Raw genomic sequence first — 18,838 nt, forward strand, 5'->3', positions numbered from 1 at the left:
CAGCGTGCAGTAGCGTCCCGAGTAGAAGCGTTTCAACACCCCTGTATAAGATGCTTACGGAGCAGGATACAAACCTGGCCGATGATGCCGCCCGTTACGCGCTGGAGAACCTTAAAACCGGAACCCAGTTAGGTTGGCACAATCCGGAGAGTGGAAATTCAGGCAAGGTGACCCCCACGGCCACCTGGTTTGTTGAGGAGCGTGACCAGTACTGTCGCTCCTATGAAGAGGTGATCCGGATCGGCAAAAGAGAGCAGCGATACAACGATATTGCCTGTCGTAATGAGCGAGGTGTCTGGGTGAGTGCATCCTCCTGAAGCGCGCTCTGCCCGTATGACTGGATGAGGGTGCTTAGGCACCCTTTTTCAGCGACCCCCCTTTGAACCTTGCTACACTCCCTGATACTAAGGAATCGTTTGGGTCGAGTCAGGGATATTCATGGGCAGTCGAGTTTCATTTTCATCCTATTGGTCGCAGCTGGGCCGCTGGCAAAGACGTGGCATCCTGATGCTGGTTGCCGTGTCGCTCTATACGCTGGTTGGCTTTCTCCTGTTACCCGAACCGATTCGCTCATTGATCGAGCGCGAAACCGGTAAGCTGACCGGTCGGGTGGTCACTCTGGAGCGGCTTGAAATTAACCCCTATGACTTCAGTGTTACCCTGAGGGGACTCCAGTTAACGGGTGAGCAGCAGGAGGCAATGCTGGCTTTCCGCCAGCTCCACATCAATCTGTCGGTCAGACACCTGTTGATCGGCCAGCTGGTGCTTGAGGAGCTCTCACTCGATCAGCCTGGCGTGGATGTGAGAGTCAACCCGGAAGGGGGAATCAACTGGCAGCAACTGATAAGTGAGATGCGCCCCCCCACAGAAGAGGGGGTCGCACAAGAGGAAGCAGCCCCCCCCTTACCCTTGCGCATTGAGCACCTTCGCGTGGACGATGGTCGCGTCCTGTTTGAGGACCGCTCCCTAAGCGAACCCTACCAGGCCGAGTTGGCCCCCCTCAACCTGGAACTATTCAATTTCAGTACCCGGCCTCAGGATGGTGAGGCCCCGTATTCATTCAATGCCAGTCTGGATCAGGAGACCTCGCTAAGCTGGCAGGGCGATCTCAGTGTGGTTCCTTTTCGCTCGAGCGGTGAGTTTACCCTGCAGGGAGTAAGGGTCCGACGTATCTGGGAATACCTGCAGGAGCAGTTGGCCTTTGAGGTGTATGAGGGGAAGGTAACCCTGGGAGCGCGCTATCGGGTTGATGGCAGTGAAGAGGCGATGGTCTTCAGTCTTCATGAGGGGCTGTTTGAGCTGGACGATCTGCGGCTGGGGTACAAGCGTGCGGCCGACAACCTGATCGCAATTCCTCGGCTGGCAGCCAGTGGAATTGAGCTGGACTCGGCAAGTCAGAGCATTCGGGTTGATCAGCTGGTGGGGCAGGATGCGCAGATATCCAGCCAGTTCAAACGCTCCGGGCAGCTTAACCTGCAGGAACTCTTTGCGGAAGCCAAAGCAATCGACGGTAAGGCCGCCGACAGTACAGGGGACGAGGCACCGCTCTCTCCCGGCCGTTCTGGGCAGGTGTCGGCAGCGGACCAAGAGGCCGCCGAGCTACCCTGGAGCTTTCACCTTAACCGCTTTGCATTCAGCAACTACCGGATCGACTTCAGTGACCGCTCCGTTGAGTCTCCGCCCTCCTGGACCTTGAGTCCGGTCAATCTGGAAGGCGGCCCCGTAGAGTTTCCGCAGGAGAATCCCGTTGAGTTTGCGCTCGACCTGGCGGTGGATGATGGAGCCCAGGCCCAGGTCAGCGGAGCGCTCTGGTTCAGTCCCAGGGTTGAGGTGGAGACCCGCCTGAAGGGGTTTGACCTGGCCCGTCTCCAGCCCTATATCGACCCCCTTCTGCAGCTCCAGCTGGAGCAGGGGAGGGCGGGCATCGACGGCAAGCTGCTGTGGCAGGGGGGAGAGGAGAGCCAGTTGAGATTTGAGGGTGACTTCTCCATTGAAGAGTTTGTTAGTCGCGACACCATCGATTACCTGGAGTTCGTGAAATGGCAGTCGCTGCTGGTGGAGGGGATCGACTTCGATCAACAGGCCAATGCCCTCTCCATTGCCCGTGTTGCAACCCGCAAACCCTACGCCCGGGTGATCATCTACCCCGACCTGAGTGTAAACCTGAGCCAGATCCTGAGCCCGCCAGAATCCTCCGCCAGTGCACCGGCTGAGCATAAGGCGGCGCCTGCAGGTGATTCGCAAACCGCCACCGAGCCGATGCAGATATCGATCGCGCGCGTGGAGCTGTCGGAGGGGGAGGCAAACTTCGCTGACCTGAGTTTACAACCCCAGTTTGCCACCGGAATCTACCAGCTTCAGGGGAGTGTGGAGGGGCTGGATTCGGACAGCAGCGCACGTGCTGCGGTCGATATCAGCGGCAAGGTCGATCGCTACGCCCCCGTTACTATCAAGGGGCAGATTAACCCCCTTAGCGCGGAGGCTTTTACCGATCTCGGGCTCTCGTTCTCCAATGTCGAACTGACTACCCTGACCCCCTATTCGGGCAAATTTGCCGGCTACACCATCAATAAGGGGAAGCTCTCCCTGAACCTGCACTACCTGCTCGAAAATCGCCAGCTGAAGGGAGAAAACCGGATGGTACTCGACCAGCTGACCCTGGGTAGCCGCACAGACAGCCCCGACGCCACCAGTTTGCCGGTGACGCTCGCCATCGCGTTGATGAAAGACAGCAAGGGACGAATCGATATCGACCTGCCGGTCAGCGGAGATCTGGATAATCCCGATTTCAGTTATGGCGGCCTTATCGCCAAGGCGTTAGTGAACCTGATTACCAATATCATCAGCTCCCCCTTCCGGGCGCTGGGCTCCCTGTTGGGGGATGACGCCGAGAGTTATGGCCAGATTGGCTTTGCACCCGGCAGCAGCGAACTCTCCGAGGCGGTTCGCACGCGTCTGCAAACGCTTGTTACGGCTCTGGAGGAGCGGCCAACCATTAAGCTGGAACTGACGGGAGGCTCCAGTGAGGGCTTTGATTGGCCGCCTTTTGCCCGTCAACAGTGGCAGCAGCAGCTGCAGTTGGAGGGCTGGAAACGTCTCAAGGCGGAGGGCAAAGCAGTGCCTTCGGCGCCTGAGGACCTCCTGCTTCCGGCCGAGCTGCGTTCGGAACTGGTCTTCCAGCACTATAGCCAGCAGTTTCAGGGGGAGCTGCCAGCCGATGGCAGCCGGCCACCCGTGGGCGAGATGGAGGCCCGCCTGATCGACGCCATCAAGCCCCAGTCTTCCGTGTTGCGTCAGCTGGCGCAGGAGCGGGCTGCCAACGTACGGAACTACCTGTTGGCGGAGCTGGGTTTTATGCCCGAGAGGCTTTACCTCATGGAGGTCAATATGGAGGCGGCTGTGGAGGCCGGTGAGGTGCAGGTCGAGCTTACTCTGACTGACTAGAAGGCTTGCAGTGCGGGTTCTGGGCAAGCAGCTGGCGAAAGCGTTCCCGCTTTTCGGATGGGTCCAGGGGGGCTATGGGCTCGATAGCCGGAGTCAGGGGAGAGGGGTCGAAAGTCACGGCAGGGGCTGTCCCGCCTGAGCGGCCCGGATTGGCCGTGGAGACCGTCGAATGGTTGAGAAGGAAATGATCAAGCACCTCAAGTGCTTCCAGCAGACCCGCCGCCGAGGGGGCCTGGTCGTCCAGCCCATCCAGCTTGGCCTGCACGTTGTTGCGTACCTGCTCAATGCGCTCGAGAGGGAGCTGGTCTGCGTTATCCTTCAGCCAGCGTGCTGCGGATTCACCGTTGGTGGCCATGGGGAGGGTCTCACTCGATTGGGAGCAAAGATGTTAGCACGAAGCGGGGTGAGGGTTGAGCGGATATCCTAGGGAGGGCGCCTTACGCGCCTTTTACAGTGCCGACCTGCCCGCCGGGGACGCCTCTGCGATCGCCGACTGGGTGAGCCGTGATCTGGCCCCCCGGTTTCCAGAGGCCCGTTGGGTCCCTCCCGAAAACTACCATATTACCCTCTATTTTCTTGGCCAGGTTGTGGCTTCGGAAATCGATGGCCTGATAGCGCGACTGCGCAGCCTGGATTTGACCCAGGCCGTTGCCGCAGCCACCGGTGATTTTATATGGCTGCCCAGCCCCACGCGTCCCCAGGTCCTGGCATTGGCGGTCGATTCGGGCGGGGCGCTTGAGGCGCTCGCCTCTCGCCTGGAAAACCCGCAGCCCTTGCTGGCACATATCACCCTCGCACGGCGGGTGAGACAGATCGATCAGTCACAGGTGCAGGACATCGCTCCTCCGCGCTTTACTTTTGCCTCCCTGGCCAGCGTTTCATTACGCCAAAGCTTGAGTTCACCCGAGGGTGTTCGCTATCCAATGTTGTCGTTTCGCCGCCCGGGAGATACTGAAAACCCGGGGTGATTCCGCTTAAAAACGGCTGGGAGGCCATTCGCGTATATAGGGATTTATACCTATAAGTAGATATACCTACTTCTATTGAAATGTACCGAAGTGCGTGTCAGGGTAGCCGACTGGCCGTCTATCGGTCGTGATCGTCGCCGAACATTGTGAGGGTCAGTTGGCTTCCCTTGCTCTTTATGCAAGCGGCAATAGCCTTTTGTGGTACACCGGCGAGGGGAGGGCCAGCCCCTGGCCCTGATCAGTTTTTGTTGCCAGTTTGGCGTTCGTTTCCGAGGATAATATGCCGCTGTTAGATGTGAAAAACCTGCGAATCGAATTTCCCACCCGCCATGGGGTCGCGGTAGCCGTTGACGACATCGGTTTTGAGGTCGAAGCCGGAGAGATCGTTGGACTGGTCGGGGAGAGTGGTGCCGGAAAATCAACCATCGGCAACGGCATTATTGATCTCTTGAGCCCGCCCGGACGGGTCGCCAAAGGGGATATCTATCTCAACGGCGAGCGCATCTCCGGACTGGATGCGGAGTCGATGCGTGAGATTCGGGGCAGCCGCATTGGCTTTATCTTCCAGGACCCCATGACCTCCCTTAACCCGCTGTTTACGGTTGAGGAGCAGCTGGTCGAGACCATTATCGTCAATCTGGGGGTGAGCAAGGAGGAAGCGGCCAAACGCGCACTCAGTATGCTCGAGCAGGTTGGCATTCCCGAGCCGGAGCTGCGTATCAAGCAGTATCCCCACCAGTTCTCCGGCGGCATGCGCCAGCGGGTGGTGATCGCCATCGCCCTGTGCAGTGAGCCGGAGCTGATAATTGCCGATGAGCCCACCACCGCCCTGGATGTATCAATCCAGGACCAGATCCTGGAGCTGATTCGAGGGCTCTGCAAAGAAAAAAAGGTGGGCTGCATTCTGGTAACCCACGACATGGGTGTGATCGCCAACGTCACCGATCGCGTTTGCGTCATGTACCGCGGCCACATAGTTGAGAGCGGAACCACCGAGCAGATCCTGGGGCGTCCACAGCACGATTACACCAAGAGCCTCATCAGTGCGGTACCGCGCTCTGATATCAAACTCGTACGTTTCCCGCTGGTCGACTACATCGAAGGGGTGGATGTGGAGCCCAGTAAGATAGACCTCTCCACCCACTGGTTGGGCAAGGACATGGATTTCAAACTGGAGGGGGGCGATATCCTGACCGTTGAACACGTCAACCTGCGCTTCGAGACCCAGCATGCGTTTTTCGAAAAGAACCGAAAGTACGTGCAGGCCTCCAACGATGTCTCATTTACCATCAAGGAGGGTGAGACCTTTGGCCTGGTGGGTGAGAGCGGCAGTGGTAAGTCCACCATCGCCCGTATTATTGCCGGCCTCTACAAGGAGGACTCCGGTACCATCACCTTTGCCGGACAGAAGATCAGTGCCATGAGTGAGCGGGAACGTCGTCCTTTCCGCCGCCAGATGCAGATGGTGTTCCAGAACCCCTATTCATCCATGAACCCGCGGATGAACATCAACGACATCATTGCCGAGCCGATCCGCTTCCACCGACTGGCCAGCGACGAGAAGCAGATCGCGGGAATCGTTGGTGACCTGCTTGACCATGTGGGACTGGGGCGAGCGGCCGGCGTCAAGTTCCCCCACGAGTTCTCCGGCGGGCAACGCCAGCGGATCTCCATAGCCCGTGCCCTGGCGACCCGCCCCCGTTTCCTGATCTGCGATGAGCCAACCTCGGCGCTGGATGTGTCGGTACAGGCCCAGATTCTGAATCTGCTCAAGGATCTGCAGGATGAGCTGGGGCTCACCATGCTGTTCATCAGCCACGACCTGCCGGTGATTCGCCAGATGTGCGATCGCATCGGGGTCATGCGCTATGGCACCCTGGTCGAGGTGGCGGATACCGAGACTCTGTTTAATACGCCCCAGCACGAATACACCAAGAGCTTACTGTCGCTGATCCCCCGTCTTGAAGGGCTTTCCCGTGAAGGCCTGGAGATTGCCGGTGGGGTTGGCGCGTAATAATCCGTCAGCTAATGACGGGCAGGGGAGAGTCTATACTCAAGCCTGACAATAAAGGCCGCCCCGGCGGCTACTATCACTACTACTTAGGGGTAATACAATGAAAAGAGGAGTTGCCATTCTGGCAGGCGCCGTTCTGGCCGCCGGCTTGAGCCTTGGGGCTCAGGCCAAAACCCTGAAGATGGCTTATGATGCGGATCCAGTATCCATGGACCCCCATGAGCAGCTGTCAGGCGGAACCTTGCAGTACTCGCACATGGTGTTCGACCCACTGGTTCGCTGGACCAAGGACCTGGGTATGGAGCCGCGCCTGGCGGAGAAGTGGGAGCGTATCGACGATCGCACCGTTCGCTTCTTCCTGCGCAAGGGCGTCAAGTTCCATTCCGGCAACAGCATGACCGCTGCCGATGTAAAGTGGACCTGGGATCGTCTGCTCTCCAGCCCCGACTTCAAAGCGATCTTCGGACCCTTTGAAGCGATGAACGTGATTGACGATTACACCGTTGACCTGGTGACCAAGGAGCCTTTCCCTCTGGTGCTGAATGCGGCTACCTACATCTTCCCGATGGACAGCAAGTTCTACAGTGGAAACGATGAAAAGGGTGAGCCCAAAGCGACCCTGAAAAAGCACGGTGACACCTTTGCTTCCCGCAACGAGTCCGGCACCGGTCCCTTCAAGGTAACGGCTCGCCAACAGGGCGTTCGTGTTGATTTCGAGCGTTTCGCCGATTACTGGGACAAGCAGTCCCCGGGCAATGTCTCCAACATCGTACTGACCCCCATCAAAGAGGGTCCGACCCGAGTGGCCGCACTGCTCTCCGGTGACGTTGACTTTATCGCCCCCGTGCCGCCCACCGATCACGATCGCATCAAGCAGAACGAAGGCACCGAGCTGGTGACCATGCCCGGTACCCGTATCATCACCCTGCAGATGAACCAGGAGCGTGTGGAAGCCTTCAAGGATGCGCGCGTTCGCCAGGCCATCGTTTATGCCATCAACAACGAAGCGATCGCCAGCAAGATCATGCGTGGCTTCGCGACGCCTGCGGGCCAGCAAGGTCCCAAGGGTTACGCTGGCTACGATGCCTCCCTGCAGCCACGCTATGACCTCAAGAAGGCCAAGCAGCTGATGAAGGATGCCGGTTACGAGAAGGGCTTCAGCATCACCATGATGGCCCCTAACAACCGCTACGTGAACGATGCCAAGATCGCAGAAGCGGCCGCCAACATGCTCTCCAAGATCAACATCAAGGTTGATCTCAAGACCATGCCCAAGGCCCAGTACTGGCCCGAGTTCGACGCCCGTGCGGCGGATATGATGATGATTGGCTGGCACTCCGACACCGAAGACTCCGCCAACTTCACCGAGTTTTTGACCGCCTGCCCCAACAAGGAAACTGGCTGGGGCCAGTACAACAGCGGCAACTACTGCAACCCTGAGGTCGACAAACTGGTACAGGATTCCGCCAGCGAAACCGACCCGGCCAAGCGCGCAGCTATGCTGCAGCAGGTTGAGCGTACCCTCTATGAAGAGGCTGCTTTCGTGCCCCTGCACTGGCAGAACCTGGCTTGGGGTGCTCGCAAGAACGTCAAGCTGGAGGCGGTCGTCAACGTAATGGACTTCCCCTACCTTGGGGACCTGGTGGTCGAGTAAGTGTCTAAACACTGACTCACTCCGAGTGCTACCGGCAGGCCTCTGCCGGTAGCTGCTTTTCGCTAAACGGTTGTTTTCATGGCTCTATTTCTCTTTAAGCGACTGCTACAGGCTGCTGTAGTCATGTTCGTTATCAGTATCATCAGCTTTTCAATCCAGGATAACCTGGGCGATCCACTGCGTGAGATGCTGGGGCAGTCTGTGTCCGAAGCGGAACGTCACGAGATGCGCGAGCAGATGGGTCTCAATGATCCCTTCCTGGTGCAGTACGGGCGTTTTATCAGTAAGGCCCTACAGGGCGATCTTGGCACCTCCTATTTTTTTAAGGAGCCCGCCCTCGATGTGATTCTCAACAAGCTTCCGGCCACTTTGGAGCTGGTGCTGGGTGCTTCTATTATTATTATTCTGTTGTCGGTCCCCCTGGGGGTCTACAGCGCCATCAAACCCCATAGCGTGCTGACTAAAATGATCATGGGGTTTAGTATTATCGGGATCTCAATCCCCGTCTTTCTCACCGCCATTTTGCTGATCTACCTGTTCGCCATTGAGCTTGGGATGCTGCCCTCCTATGGTCGCGGTGAGCTGGTTCATATCTGGGGATCCTGGAGCACCGGCTTTTTGACCAAGGACGGCTTGCTTCACCTGCTGCTGCCCTGCGTCTCCCTGGCCAGTATCATGCTGCCACTGTTTATTCGCCTGATTCGGGCTGAAATGGTGGAAGCCCTGCATACAGAGTATGTGAAGTTTGCCTGGGCCAAGGGGCTTGGCAAGTACCGCATCTGGTTTATGCATGCCCTTAAAAACACCATGCTGCCCGTGGTTACCGTAGGCGGTGTACAGATTGGCACCATGGTGGCCTATACCATCCTTACCGAATCGGTCTTCCAGTGGCCGGGAATGGGATTCATGTTCCTTGAGGCGGTTAACCGGGTAGATACCCCACTGATTGTGGCTTACCTGATTGTGGTGGGTGCCATCTTTGTCATCACCAATACCATCGTTGACCTGGTGTATGGCCTGATCGATCCGACCGTTAATCTTGTTGGGGGTAAGAAATGAGTCAACAAGCCCTGAGCCGGTGGGAACGCTTCAAGCTGTCCAACCTGTTTTACAGTTTTACCCGTGACAAGGTAGCGATTGTCAGCTTTACCCTGTTCATGTTCTTTATCGTATCGGCCCTTCTGGCACCCGTGCTGGCGCCTTACGACCCCTACGATATGTCGTCAATCGATATCATGGACTCGGAGATCCCTCCCTCCTGGCAGGAGAACTCCGATGAGCGCTTTCTCCTCGGCACCGATGCCCAGGGCAGGGATATGCTCAGTACCATTCTGTATGGAACACGAGTATCGATCACCATCGGTTTATGCGCCGTCATGCTGCAGGCGTTTCTGGGGGTGGTGATCGGTTTGAGTGCAGGTTACCTGGGGGGTCGTATTGATAGCTTCCTGATGCGAATGGCGGATATCCAACTGTCGTTTTCCACCATGATGGTTGCCATTATTGTACTGGCGGTATTCCAGGCCTCCTTCGGTACAGAGCTCTACAGCAAGCTCGCCATGTTAATGCTGATACTGGTGATCGGTATTGCCGAGTGGCCCCAGTACGCCCGCACCATCAGGGCCTCGGTTCTGGCGGAGAAAGAGAAAGAGTACGTGCAGTCGGCAAGGGTGATGGGGTTTGGAAGCGGGCGCATCATGTTCCGCCATATTCTGCCCAACTGCCTCTCCCCGATCCTGGTCATCTCAACCGTGCAGATTGCCAACGCCATTATCAGCGAGGCGGCGCTCTCTTTCCTGGGGTTGGGGATGCCCGTGTCTGAACCCTCTCTGGGAGCCTTGATCAGTAGTGGCTTTGAATACATTTTCAGCGGCGCCTGGTGGATTACCATCATTCCCGGCGTAGTGCTGGTGGTGCTCGTGCTGGTGGTCAACCTGTTGGGAGACTGGTTGCGTGATGTGATGAATCCCAAGCTTTACAAGCATTGAGGAATGGAGACCTGAAACGGCACCTGGGGGTGCCGTTTTTTTTGTGCCATTAAATGGATGGGTTGCTTATGAATATCGCCACTGATATTGGCCGCAGAGGTTAAACCTGGCTGATCCCGTTATCGGTAATCAGGTTCACCTCGATTGCGTGGGTGTCTCCTAGTCTGGATTTGATGTCGTGGATAGAGGCAAATACCAGGGGGTGGCCTGAGTCCTGCCGGTTGAGGGGGTGGGGTACGCTGTTGATGACCACCTCCGCGATATACCCATGAGGGTGGGTGCGGATATTGATAGCGTCAATGAGGAAGCGTCCCGCTCCATTATGCAACTGTTGAATCGTCATTCCATGAACTCCGCTCGTCCGTTATTGTTTTTAGCGCAGTACCCTCAAAATTAGAGCAGCGGTTGTGAAATACCATGAATAACGCGCTATTTTCTATATTTTTAGATTCTCAGCACGGCTATTCTATATGCCAATTGATGGCTAGAGCAGGATGCTATGGAACGAGTTGCCTTACTGTATGCCTCCAGGGATGGACAGACATTACGGATTGTCGAGCGAATCGCACACTGCCTCAGGCAGCGCCAGGTCAGGGTGCGAATCCTGAAGTTGGAGCCTTTTGACCACTGGCCACTCGATTCGGGTGAGTTGCCGGTGGTCTGCGCGCCCATACGCTATGGTAAGCATCTGCCCGAGGCGCGAGCGTTCGTCAGCGCATTTCACTCCGAATTGCAGTCGCAGCGGTCGGCGATGGTGTCGATTAACCTCACCGCTCGCAAGCCCAACCGTTCAACCCCCGCCAATAACCCCTACCTAAAACGGTTTCTGCAGGCCAATGACTGGCGACCCCGGATCCAGGCGGTATTTGCCGGGGCTCTCGAGTATGAACGTTACCCCTGGTGGGACCGGTTGCTGATACGCATGATCATGCGCCTGACGGGAGGGCCCATCGAGGGAGGGCAGCGCTATGAGTTTACGGACTGGACAGCGGTGGAGCGTTTTGCCAGCCAACTGGCGGACCCGTTGGCTGGGGAGGCAGAGGCAGAAGAGGGCGTTTCGCCTTAAACCGTCGAGCTACGCACGATCTCGTAGCACGGCTCGTACACACTGCCCGGAAGCTTCATACGGTGCTGTTTGACAAAGGATCCCAGTAGCCGGTCCATATCCTCCATGATGGCGGGATCGCCGGTGAGCTGGAAGGGGCCCTTGGCCCGGATCAGGTCAATCCCGTTGCGCTTGACGTTACCTGAGACAACTCCGGACATGGCGCGTCGCAGATTGGCCGCCAGCTGGTGGGTGGGTTGGTCGCGGTCCAGCTGCAGGGCGCGCATACTCTCATGGGTGGGCTCGAAGGGCTCCTGAAAGCTCTTTTCGATGTGCAGCAGCCAGTTGTAGTAGTAGGCATCGCCGGTACTGCGGCGGAAGCGGGTGACCTTATCCAGCCCCAGTTTTATCTGGCGGGCCACCTCCCTGGGGTCGTCGATGATGATCTTGTAGCGTCGCTGGGCATCGCTGCCCAGGGTGTTACCGATAAAGGTGTTGATCTGCTCAAAGTAACCCTCCGCCTCGGCAGGGCCGGTGAGCACCAGGGGGAAGGGGATATGGGCGTTGTCGGGGTGGAGCAGGATCCCCAGTAGATAGAGAATCTCCTCGCAGGTACCCGGCCCGCCGGGGAAGATCACGATACCGTGGCCGAAGCGAACGAAGGCCTCAAGCCGCTTTTCGATATCCGGCATGATGATCAGTTCGTTGACAATGGGGTTTGGGGACTCCGCGGCAATGATGCCGGGCTCGGTAATGCCGATAAAGCGGCCGTTGGAATTGCGCTGCTTGGCATGTCCCAGGTTCGCCCCCTTCATCGGTCCTTTCATGGCACCGGGTCCACAGCCGGTGCAGATATCCAGCCCGCGCAGTCCCAGCTGGTAGCCCACCTTCTTGGTGTATTTGTATTCGCCCTGGCCGATGGAATGCCCCCCCCAGCACACCACCACATTGGGCAGCTGTCTCGGGATCAGGGCCTTGGCGTTGCGCAGTATATGGAACACCAGATCGGTCAATACCTCTGAGTCGCCGTTTTCAAAGCGAGGGCTGCCACGCAGGCCACTGGATACATAGAGAATGTCCCGCACCACGCAGAACAGGCTTTGGCGTATCCCCTTGATGATATTGCCATCGACGAAAGCGCTGCCGGGGGCGTTAATCAGCTCAAGCTTCAATCCCCGGTGCTCCTGAACGATGCGGATATCGAAACTCTCGAACTCCTCGACCAGGTTATAGGGGTTGTCGGAAGTTTCATCGCAATTGAGCACGGCCAACGCACACTGCCGGAACAGGGGGTAGAGCCCTCCCTGGTTGCTGTCCTGCAGCATTTTTACTTCTGCGTTGGAGAGCACGTTCATCGTGCCAAGGGGGCTAACGATGGTGGATACCAGTTCCTTTTTAACCACTGAAATACTCCTTAAGAATCAGTTTGCTACAGCAGGCGATGCCGGCCTGGGCGAGCCCCGGTGGTCGGCAATAGCCAATGCAGGTTTCCCATCATCAACGACAGGGGAGAGGGCAGTGCTGGCGCCCGGTCAGGGTTAAGAGAGGCCTCCCATCCCCTGTCCGTATCGGTCAACGCCCAGCGACGGCCATTGGTGTCATGAACCGCCTTTGGGGTGCCTGTACGCTCTTGAATATAACGCCAAAAATTGTCTTTGTGCGCCAATCCTTCAGGCCCCTGATCGCTATCCCTTAGTCTAACAGACTATTGTCATAGATGGCTTTTTTGTTGTGTATCTGTTTGTTTTTAAAGATAAATAACTGTCTTTTTGCAGGGCCGAAAAGGTGTTTAGACCAAGGTCGTATGTTCCCTCAATGAGTGGTTGTTACATTAGGTTGCGTGCAAAACCCAACCCTAAAACAATAAGTAGAGAAGGACTGTCATTATGAGTGCAGAAAACGCCGTCTCCTCTAATGGAGGAGCTCAAACGCGGGCGCAGGAGTACTGGAAGGCCAATATCAGAATCATTCTGAGCTTTATGGTCGTCTGGTTCGTTGTGTCCTATGGCTGTGGAATCCTGTTTATCGATGCTCTGAATCAAATTCCATTCTTTGGTTTCAAGCTTGGTTTCTGGTTTGCCCAGCAGGGCTCCATCTTCGTCTTTGTGGGGCTGATCGTGGCCTACGCAATACGCATGAACAAACTGGATGAAGAGTTCGACGTCCACGAATAAAAACAACTAAGGGGCACCATTACAATGGATCTTCAAATGTTAACCTACCTCTTCGTAGGTGGTTCTTTTGCTCTCTACATCGGTATCGCGATCTGGTCGCGTGCCGGATCAACCAAAGAGTTTTACGTGGCCGGCGGTGGTGTACATCCGCTGGCTAACGGTGCTGCAACCGCAGCTGACTGGATGTCTGCGGCATCCTTCATCTCCCTGGCGGGTATCATCTCCTTTATGGGCTCCGATGGTACCGGTTACCTGATGGGTTGGACCGGGGGTTACGTACTGCTGGCAATGCTGCTGGCTCCCTACCTGCGCAAGTTCGGCAAGTTTACCGTGCCGGATTTCGTTGGTGATCGTTACTACTCCAGCGCGGCTCGCCTGGTAGCAGTAATCTGCGTAATCTTCATCTCCTTTACCTACGTTGCTGGCCAGATGCGTGGTGTGGGTATCGTATTCTCCCGCTTCCTCGAAGTAGACGTGAACACCGGTGTCGTGATCGGCATGGCGGTTGTATTCTTCTACGCCGTACTGGGTGGCATGAAGGGGATTACCTACACTCAGGTGGCTCAGTACTGCGTACTGATCTTCGCCTTCACCGTTCCTGCCGTGTTCCTGACCTACCAGATCACCGGTCACGTACTGCCACAGACCGGTCTGGGTGCAACCCTCGACAGCGGTCAGTCTGTACTGGCAACCCTCGATGGCCTGGTTACCGACCTCGGCTTCAAGGAGTACACCGCTGGTAACAAGTCGACCATCGACATGTTCTTCATTACTGCTGCCCTGATGTGCGGTACCGCAGGTCTGCCCCACGTTATCGTGCGCTTCTTCACCGTACCTAAGGTGAAGGATGCTCGTACCTCTGCCGGCTGGGCGCTGCTGTTCATCGCTATCCTGTACACCGCTGTTCCTGCGGTAGCTGCTATGGGTCGCGTTAACCTGATCAACACCGTAAACGGCGCCGATGGTTCCGGTACCGCTTACACCGAGATGCCTTCCTGGTTCAAGAACTGGGAGAACTCTGGTCTGATCGGTTGGAACGACGTTAACGGCGACGGCAAGGTTCAGTACGCCAACGGTAAGGCTTTCACCGGTAACGGCAAGCCCGCCTTCGACGGCGACAAGCGCGGTCCTAACGGTGAGCGTGCGGTAACCAACGCCAACACCGACGCCAAGCCGGTTGCTGGAGCGCCTTTTGCTAACGAGGTTTACGTCGACCGTGACATCATGGTTCTGGCTAACCCCGAGATCGCTAACCTGCCTAACTGGGTAATCGCCCTGGTGGCGGCCGGTGGTGTGGCGGCAGCGCTTTCCACTGCAGCGGGTCTGCTGCTGGTCATCTCTACCGCCGTATCCCACGACCTGTTGAAGAAGACCTTTGCGCCTAACATCAGTGAGAAGCAGGAGCTGCTTGCTGCACGGGGTGCTGCGGTTGTTGCAATCACCATTGCCGGTCTGTTCGGTATCTATCCGCCAGGGTTTGTGGCGCAGGTGGTGGCCTTTGCCTTCGGATTGGCAGCCGCTTCCTTCTTCCCGGTTATCCTGATGGGTATCTTCTACAAGCGTATGAACAAAGAGGGTGCGATCGCTGGTATGTCTGTTGGCCTGGCCTTCACCTTCAGCTACATCGTTTACTTCAAGTTCATCGCGCCTGGCGATAACAACGCAGCTCACTGGATTCTGGGCGTCTCTCCCGAGGGTATCGGTACCCTGGGTATGATCCTCAACTTCGTAGTGTCCTTCGTTGTCTCCAGCATGACACCTCCTCCTCCCGAGGAGATCCAGCACATCGTTGAGGACATCCGTGTACCTCGCGGTGCCGGAACTGCCCACGCTCACTAAGTGAACGACAGGTAGTACAGAGGGGGGAGCTTTGGCTCCCCCTTTTTTATGGGATAACCCTTGGGTCAGGATTGACCGAGATTCAGATTTAGCGGCACAGGTCATAAAACCCGCAGAGGTGATCCTCTATGCTGATTCGGGTAGGTGTATCAATAAGAACGAAAACAGGGAGCCGGATTGATGTCAGACGCTATAGCCAGCGGGCATACGCTGGATGTTCAACATCCGCCATTCAAGTACCTTTCCAGGGAAGAGCTCGACTTTTTGATGACGAACCTCAAGGTTCGCGAATACGAGCCCAACACCATTATTTTTGATGCTGACCAGATCGTTGATGATTTCTACGTCGTGCAGCAGGGAGTAGTGGGGGAAACCGACCCCAACGCCGCAGAGGGGGAGGGGATGATTACCCATTACATTGCCGATGACTGCTTCGGGGCACTGGCGATCATGAACGGCATCAGCCAGCACCGATTTACCACGCTGGAGAAAACCCGCTGCTTTACCCTCGATAAGCCCAGTTTTGTTACCCTGATCTCCGAAAATCGTAACTTCGGCAACTTTTTCCGCGAGCGGTTGGCGGCCAAAGCCAAGCTGTGGAACCGCTCGGCCCGCTCGCGCGATGCCAACAGCTTCATGATCTCCCAGATCGATGCCGACTGTATGCGCCAACCACTTGTGCTTCCTGCCGATACCAGCCTCGACAAGGCGGTGCGTGAGATGAGGGCGCAGAAGCAGGACTGTGTACTGGTGGTACGTGATCGCAAGTACGGCATGATCACCGGTACCGATCTGTTGAACGCCCTGATCATTGAAAACGCCGATCGCAACGACCCGGTGGGCAATTATGCCTGCTTCAAGCTGGTCTGTGTCGAGAAGGGAGACTTCCTTTTTAATGCACTGGTGTTGATGACCCGCCACCATATCGAACGGGTCGTGGTGATGGACCAGGAGAAGCTGGCCGGCATTGTGGAGCTGACGGATATTCTCTCCTTCTTTTCCAGCCACTCCCACGTCATTGGCTTGCAGATTGAAAAGGCGACCTCGGTGTCGCAGCTGCGGCGAGCGGCCAGGGACCTGAACGGGTTGGTGGAGTCCCTGATTGAGCTGGGGGTGCGTATCCCCTTCGCGATGGACCTGCTGGCGGCCCTCAATGCCCGCATCATGTCCAAGCTGTACCGCTTCCTCATGCCCTCCGAGGTGCTTAACAACACCTGCCTTTTGGTACTCGGCAGCGAGGGGCGGGGTGAGCAGATCCTCAAAACCGACCAGGACAACGCCCTCATTGTGCGCAATGGCTTTTCCCATGACGCCCTGCCTGAGCTCTTGAACCGTTTTTCCGAAGAGCTGGCCTCCTTTGGCTTCCCTCCCTGTCCTGGCAAGGTGATGGTCAACAACCCCAAGTGGGTGATGAGTGAGGATGGCTGGCAGGATCAGATCGCCCGCTGGTTTGCCACCCCCACTCCGGCCAATATGATCGATCTTGCCATCGTGGTGGATGCACACCCCATCGGGGGCGATAAAAAACTGTTCAAAAAATGGCAGAAGCGCCTGTTTGAGCAACCTCGTCAGGATCTGGTGACCCTGGGCCATTTAGCCCGGGGTTCGCTGGAGTTCAGCACCCCACTGACCTTTTTCGGAAACCTCAAAACCTCCAACGAGGGGATCGATATCAAGAAGGGTGGGGTCTTCCCGCTGGTCAATGGCCTGCGCACCCTGGCGCTGGAAAACAAGATCAAGGAGACCAACTCCTACAAGCGTCTCGCCGAGCTGGTGAAATTGCGGGTGATTGAGGCCGCTACCGCGGATAATATCAGTGAGGCGCTCAGCCTGTTCGTGGAGATCCGCCTCAAGCAGCAGATGGCCCGCCTCAGCGACCCGGGCGCATCAGCCTCGCTGGGGGCCAACGATATCGAGGTGAAAAAGCTCAACCGGCTGGAGCGGGACCTGCTGCGCGAGGCACTGCAGGTGGTGAAGGAGTTTAAATCCCTGCTGTCCCGTCACTACCAGATTGAGTAGTGTCTGCGGGCAGTGCCCGTTGCAGGCTGTTCACTAAGGTATGCATAAAGTGGATATCGCGCTCGGCCAGGACGCCGAGCCGCTCCTCCACCCAGCGATACTCCTTGGCATCGCGGTTGATCTGCAGACTGTCCAGCAGTTGCCGCACACGGTAGCGCAGTGCGCCCAGTTGCGCTTCCGCGGCTTCCGCTTGCTGCGGCACTTCACCCCCGGGTAATTGGTTCAGCTCCCAGGCGTAGAGCATCACTGCCTGCCCCAGGTTGAGGGAGGGGTAGCTGGCCGCCAGCGGGATACTGGTGAGCAGGTCGCAGCGGGCGATCTCCTCGTTGGCGAGTCCCTGGTCTTCGCGCCCGAACAGGATGCCTACCCGGCAGGCTTCTCCCTTGTTGGCGATCAGGGGCTTCAGCTCCTGGGGGGAGTAAATGTAGTTGCGCTGGTGCCGTTTTTTGGCGGTGGTGCCAACCACCAGATCGAGGTCGGCGATTGCGGAGTCCAGATCCGGGTAGCTCTGTGCCTGCTCCAGGATTTCGCGTGAGCCGTGGGCCAGCCACTGAGCCTGCTTGGCTTTATGGTGCTCGCTGTTAACCAAACGAAGATCCCTAAAGCCCATGGTTTTGAGGGCGCGGGCGGCAGCCCCGACGTTTTCAGGAAGTACCGGTTCGACCAGGATAAAGGCGATCTGCATGGGGTGGAGTCCTAGGAGGCAGGGTGTAAGCAGGGCGCGCAGTATAACAGTTTGAACGCCAGGGTCGCAGGCCAGAGGCGGTCGCCTTCAGCCCGCCAGTTCCAGCAGCAGTTTGCTTTTGATCAGGCCGAAAAAGTGAGGCTGCTCCCCGCTAAAATACCAGCCCAGCTGGGCGTCGCAGTGGCTGCAGTGGGCGAACTGCCAGCAGTGGCCGGAAAACCAGCTGGCCTCGGTCGTTGCCGGACCTTCAATGCGGCAACCATCCGCGCGCTTCAGGCACAGGAAACGAAAATCGGCACCGGCAGGATTGATTCGATAGTGTTCGTGGGAGCCCCTGACCGCCAGCAGTTGTTGTTGATCGCTGATCACCTGTCGGCAGTGGATGCAGAGGTAAAGTTGCTGCGGATCGGGTTGCAGCAATGGGTGGGTTTTGGGTAGCAGCTTGTCCAGTAGTTGCTGTTCGCTCTCCTCCTTAAGGAGGTAGGCGTAGGCTTGCATGGTGCACCTCGGATCTGTTGATGCTATCCCATCTTAGCAGTAAATCTGGAACGAGGGCTGGCGTCCCTATGCGCTTTCACTTTTAATAGTGGATCAAGCAACGGGCGGGGGTAAGGATGAACCGAGAAACAGGCTGGGCCATCGCAATCGTCGCCGGAGTTCTCCTCCTGATCGGGGTGGTGCTCTGGTGGTTTTCCGCCGATACTTCGGACCCGCTACAGCCGCTACCCCCTCAAGGCGCCCAGGAGGCGGTGAGTGAATCCCTGGCACCGGCAAGTCCGGAAACAGCGCCCGCCCCTGTGACCCCCACCTCCGGGGCAGCGGCCACAGCTTCCCCCAATAGCCAGGACGCGGGTCAGGCAGCGGTTGCCGATGAGGGGGCGATGGAGACGATTCGTATCATCGTCCGCGAGCCGGTGACCGTCGACGGCGTCGATGTGGGGCAGGCACTGAAGGGTAAGGTAATCATCAACGAAGACCAGGTGGTCGACCGGCCAGCGAGCCAGTAAC

At 57.3% G+C, this 18,838-nt stretch carries 17 protein-coding genes; 12 read left to right on the forward strand and 5 right to left on the reverse strand.

What is annotated here, in order from left to right; all coding sequences use genetic code 11:
* Nucleotides 1–50: 50 nt before the first annotated feature.
* Both D0544_RS04170 and D0544_RS04175 read left to right on the forward strand, forming a co-directional pair.
* Nucleotides 51–317, forward strand: coding sequence for an RT0821/Lpp0805 family surface protein (locus D0544_RS04170; protein ID WP_164880831.1), 267 nt, complete (start codon nt 51–53; stop codon nt 315–317).
* A 121-nt stretch (nt 318–438) separates the two neighbouring features.
* Nucleotides 439–3,444: a DUF748 domain-containing protein gene (locus D0544_RS04175; RefSeq protein ID WP_125014740.1), complete on the forward strand. Its 3,006-nt coding sequence runs from the start codon at nt 439–441 to the stop codon at nt 3,442–3,444.
* Here D0544_RS04175 and D0544_RS04180 read toward each other — a convergent pair.
* Nucleotides 3,428–3,799 carry a hypothetical protein gene (locus D0544_RS04180; protein WP_125014741.1) on the reverse strand — a complete coding sequence of 124 codons (372 nt, stop codon included), beginning with the start codon at nt 3,797–3,799 and terminating at the stop codon, nt 3,428–3,430. The two genes, D0544_RS04175 and D0544_RS04180, sit on opposite strands and share 17 nt — an antisense overlap.
* A gap of 55 nt (nt 3,800–3,854) precedes the next feature.
* Here D0544_RS04180 and D0544_RS04185 point away from each other — a divergent pair, with 55 nt between their 5' ends.
* The 5 genes from D0544_RS04185 to D0544_RS04205 all read left to right on the forward strand — a co-directional run bounded on the left by D0544_RS04185 (nt 3,855) and on the right by D0544_RS04205 (nt 10,068).
* Entirely contained in the window at nt 3,855–4,412 is a 558-nt protein-coding gene (locus D0544_RS04185; RefSeq protein WP_125014742.1) for a 2'-5' RNA ligase family protein, read from the forward strand.
* A gap of 280 nt (nt 4,413–4,692) precedes the next feature.
* Nucleotides 4,693–6,426: an ABC transporter ATP-binding protein gene (locus D0544_RS04190; RefSeq protein ID WP_125014743.1), complete on the forward strand. Its 1,734-nt coding sequence runs from the start codon at nt 4,693–4,695 to the stop codon at nt 6,424–6,426.
* A 100-nt stretch (nt 6,427–6,526) separates the two neighbouring features.
* Nucleotides 6,527–8,080 carry an ABC transporter substrate-binding protein gene (locus D0544_RS04195; protein ID WP_125014744.1) on the forward strand — a complete coding sequence of 518 codons (1,554 nt, stop codon included), beginning with the start codon at nt 6,527–6,529 and terminating at the stop codon, nt 8,078–8,080.
* Between the two features lie 78 nt (nt 8,081–8,158).
* Entirely contained in the window at nt 8,159–9,139 is a 981-nt protein-coding gene (locus tag D0544_RS04200) for an ABC transporter permease (protein WP_125014745.1), read from the forward strand.
* On the forward strand, nt 9,136–10,068 hold the full coding sequence (locus D0544_RS04205; RefSeq protein ID WP_125014746.1) for an ABC transporter permease: 933 nt from the start codon (nt 9,136–9,138) through the stop codon (nt 10,066–10,068). Before D0544_RS04200 ends, D0544_RS04205 begins: the two co-directional genes overlap by 4 nt.
* Nucleotides 10,069–10,168: 100 nt before the next feature.
* Here D0544_RS04205 and D0544_RS04210 read toward each other — a convergent pair whose 3' ends face one another.
* Nucleotides 10,169–10,411: a hypothetical protein gene (locus D0544_RS04210; protein WP_125014747.1), complete on the reverse strand. Its 243-nt coding sequence runs from the start codon at nt 10,409–10,411 to the stop codon at nt 10,169–10,171.
* A 156-nt stretch (nt 10,412–10,567) separates the two neighbouring features.
* On the opposite strand from D0544_RS04210, the gene hemG reads away from it, so the two are divergent.
* Nucleotides 10,568–11,134 carry a menaquinone-dependent protoporphyrinogen IX dehydrogenase gene (gene hemG, locus D0544_RS04215; RefSeq protein ID WP_125014748.1) on the forward strand — a complete coding sequence of 189 codons (567 nt, stop codon included), beginning with the start codon at nt 10,568–10,570 and terminating at the stop codon, nt 11,132–11,134.
* Here the strand turns inward: hemG and ppnN are convergent.
* Entirely contained in the window at nt 11,131–12,516 is a 1,386-nt protein-coding gene (ppnN, locus tag D0544_RS04220; RefSeq protein WP_125014749.1) for a nucleotide 5'-monophosphate nucleosidase PpnN, read from the reverse strand. The genes hemG and ppnN overlap by 4 nt on opposite strands.
* Nucleotides 12,517–12,999: 483 nt before the next feature.
* Here ppnN and D0544_RS04225 point away from each other — a divergent pair, with 483 nt between their 5' ends.
* The 3 genes from D0544_RS04225 (at nt 13,000) to D0544_RS04235 (ending at nt 17,145) form a co-directional block, all read left to right on the forward strand.
* The gene (locus D0544_RS04225) at nt 13,000–13,287 is read left to right on the forward strand and encodes a DUF4212 domain-containing protein (protein ID WP_125014750.1); all 288 of its coding nucleotides are present in this window, start codon (nt 13,000–13,002) and stop codon (nt 13,285–13,287) included.
* A gap of 24 nt (nt 13,288–13,311) precedes the next feature.
* Entirely contained in the window at nt 13,312–15,126 is a 1,815-nt protein-coding gene (locus tag D0544_RS04230; RefSeq protein WP_125014751.1) for a sodium:solute symporter family protein, read from the forward strand.
* Between the two features lie 180 nt (nt 15,127–15,306).
* Nucleotides 15,307–17,145 (forward strand): DUF294 nucleotidyltransferase-like domain-containing protein, encoded by a 1,839-nt coding sequence (locus D0544_RS04235; RefSeq protein ID WP_125014752.1) that lies wholly within the window; start codon nt 15,307–15,309, stop codon nt 17,143–17,145.
* Here the strand turns inward: D0544_RS04235 and D0544_RS04240 are convergent.
* Together D0544_RS04240 and D0544_RS04245 are read right to left on the reverse strand one after the other, a co-directional pair.
* On the reverse strand, nt 17,108–17,830 hold the full coding sequence (locus D0544_RS04240) for a tRNA/rRNA methyltransferase (RefSeq protein WP_125014753.1): 723 nt from the start codon (nt 17,828–17,830) through the stop codon (nt 17,108–17,110). The genes D0544_RS04235 and D0544_RS04240 overlap by 38 nt on opposite strands.
* Nucleotides 17,831–17,917: 87 nt before the next feature.
* Nucleotides 17,918–18,328: a cereblon family protein gene (locus tag D0544_RS04245; RefSeq protein ID WP_125014754.1), complete on the reverse strand. Its 411-nt coding sequence runs from the start codon at nt 18,326–18,328 to the stop codon at nt 17,918–17,920.
* A gap of 116 nt (nt 18,329–18,444) precedes the next feature.
* Between D0544_RS04245 and D0544_RS04250 the strand changes: the two genes are divergently transcribed.
* On the forward strand, nt 18,445–18,837 hold the full coding sequence (locus D0544_RS04250; RefSeq protein ID WP_125014755.1) for a hypothetical protein: 393 nt from the start codon (nt 18,445–18,447) through the stop codon (nt 18,835–18,837).
* Nucleotide 18,838: the final 1 nt, after the last annotated feature.

It is taken from the genome of Aestuariirhabdus litorea (assembly GCF_003864255.1).
GTDB classification, from domain to species: Bacteria; Pseudomonadota; Gammaproteobacteria; order Pseudomonadales; family Aestuariirhabdaceae; genus Aestuariirhabdus; species Aestuariirhabdus litorea.

What these genes read in the sequence shown, in the direction of transcription:
- D0544_RS04175 (WP_125014740.1), top strand. Translation starts at nt 439, where the DNA reads ATGGGCAGTCGAGTTTCATTTTCATCCTATTGGTCGCAGCTGGGCCGC.
- D0544_RS04205 (WP_125014746.1), top strand. Translation starts at nt 9,136, where the DNA reads ATGAGTCAACAAGCCCTGAGCCGGTGGGAACGCTTCAAGCTGTCCAAC.
- D0544_RS04225 (WP_125014750.1), top strand. Translation starts at nt 13,000, where the DNA reads ATGAGTGCAGAAAACGCCGTCTCCTCTAATGGAGGAGCTCAAACGCGG.
- D0544_RS04170 (WP_164880831.1), top strand. Translation starts at nt 51, where the DNA reads ATGCTTACGGAGCAGGATACAAACCTGGCCGATGATGCCGCCCGTTAC.
- hemG (WP_125014748.1), top strand. Translation starts at nt 10,568, where the DNA reads ATGGAACGAGTTGCCTTACTGTATGCCTCCAGGGATGGACAGACATTA.
- D0544_RS04230 (WP_125014751.1), top strand. Translation starts at nt 13,312, where the DNA reads ATGGATCTTCAAATGTTAACCTACCTCTTCGTAGGTGGTTCTTTTGCT.
- D0544_RS04235 (WP_125014752.1), top strand. Translation starts at nt 15,307, where the DNA reads ATGTCAGACGCTATAGCCAGCGGGCATACGCTGGATGTTCAACATCCG.
- D0544_RS04190 (WP_125014743.1), top strand. Translation starts at nt 4,693, where the DNA reads ATGCCGCTGTTAGATGTGAAAAACCTGCGAATCGAATTTCCCACCCGC.
- D0544_RS04195 (WP_125014744.1), top strand. Translation starts at nt 6,527, where the DNA reads ATGAAAAGAGGAGTTGCCATTCTGGCAGGCGCCGTTCTGGCCGCCGGC.
- D0544_RS04250 (WP_125014755.1), top strand. Translation starts at nt 18,445, where the DNA reads ATGAACCGAGAAACAGGCTGGGCCATCGCAATCGTCGCCGGAGTTCTC.
- D0544_RS04240 (WP_125014753.1), bottom strand. Translation starts at nt 17,830, where the DNA reads ATGCAGATCGCCTTTATCCTGGTCGAACCGGTACTTCCTGAAAACGTC.
- D0544_RS04180 (WP_125014741.1), bottom strand. Translation starts at nt 3,799, where the DNA reads ATGGCCACCAACGGTGAATCCGCAGCACGCTGGCTGAAGGATAACGCA.
- D0544_RS04200 (WP_125014745.1), top strand. Translation starts at nt 8,159, where the DNA reads ATGGCTCTATTTCTCTTTAAGCGACTGCTACAGGCTGCTGTAGTCATG.
- D0544_RS04210 (WP_125014747.1), bottom strand. Translation starts at nt 10,411, where the DNA reads ATGACGATTCAACAGTTGCATAATGGAGCGGGACGCTTCCTCATTGAC.
- D0544_RS04245 (WP_125014754.1), bottom strand. Translation starts at nt 18,328, where the DNA reads ATGCAAGCCTACGCCTACCTCCTTAAGGAGGAGAGCGAACAGCAACTA.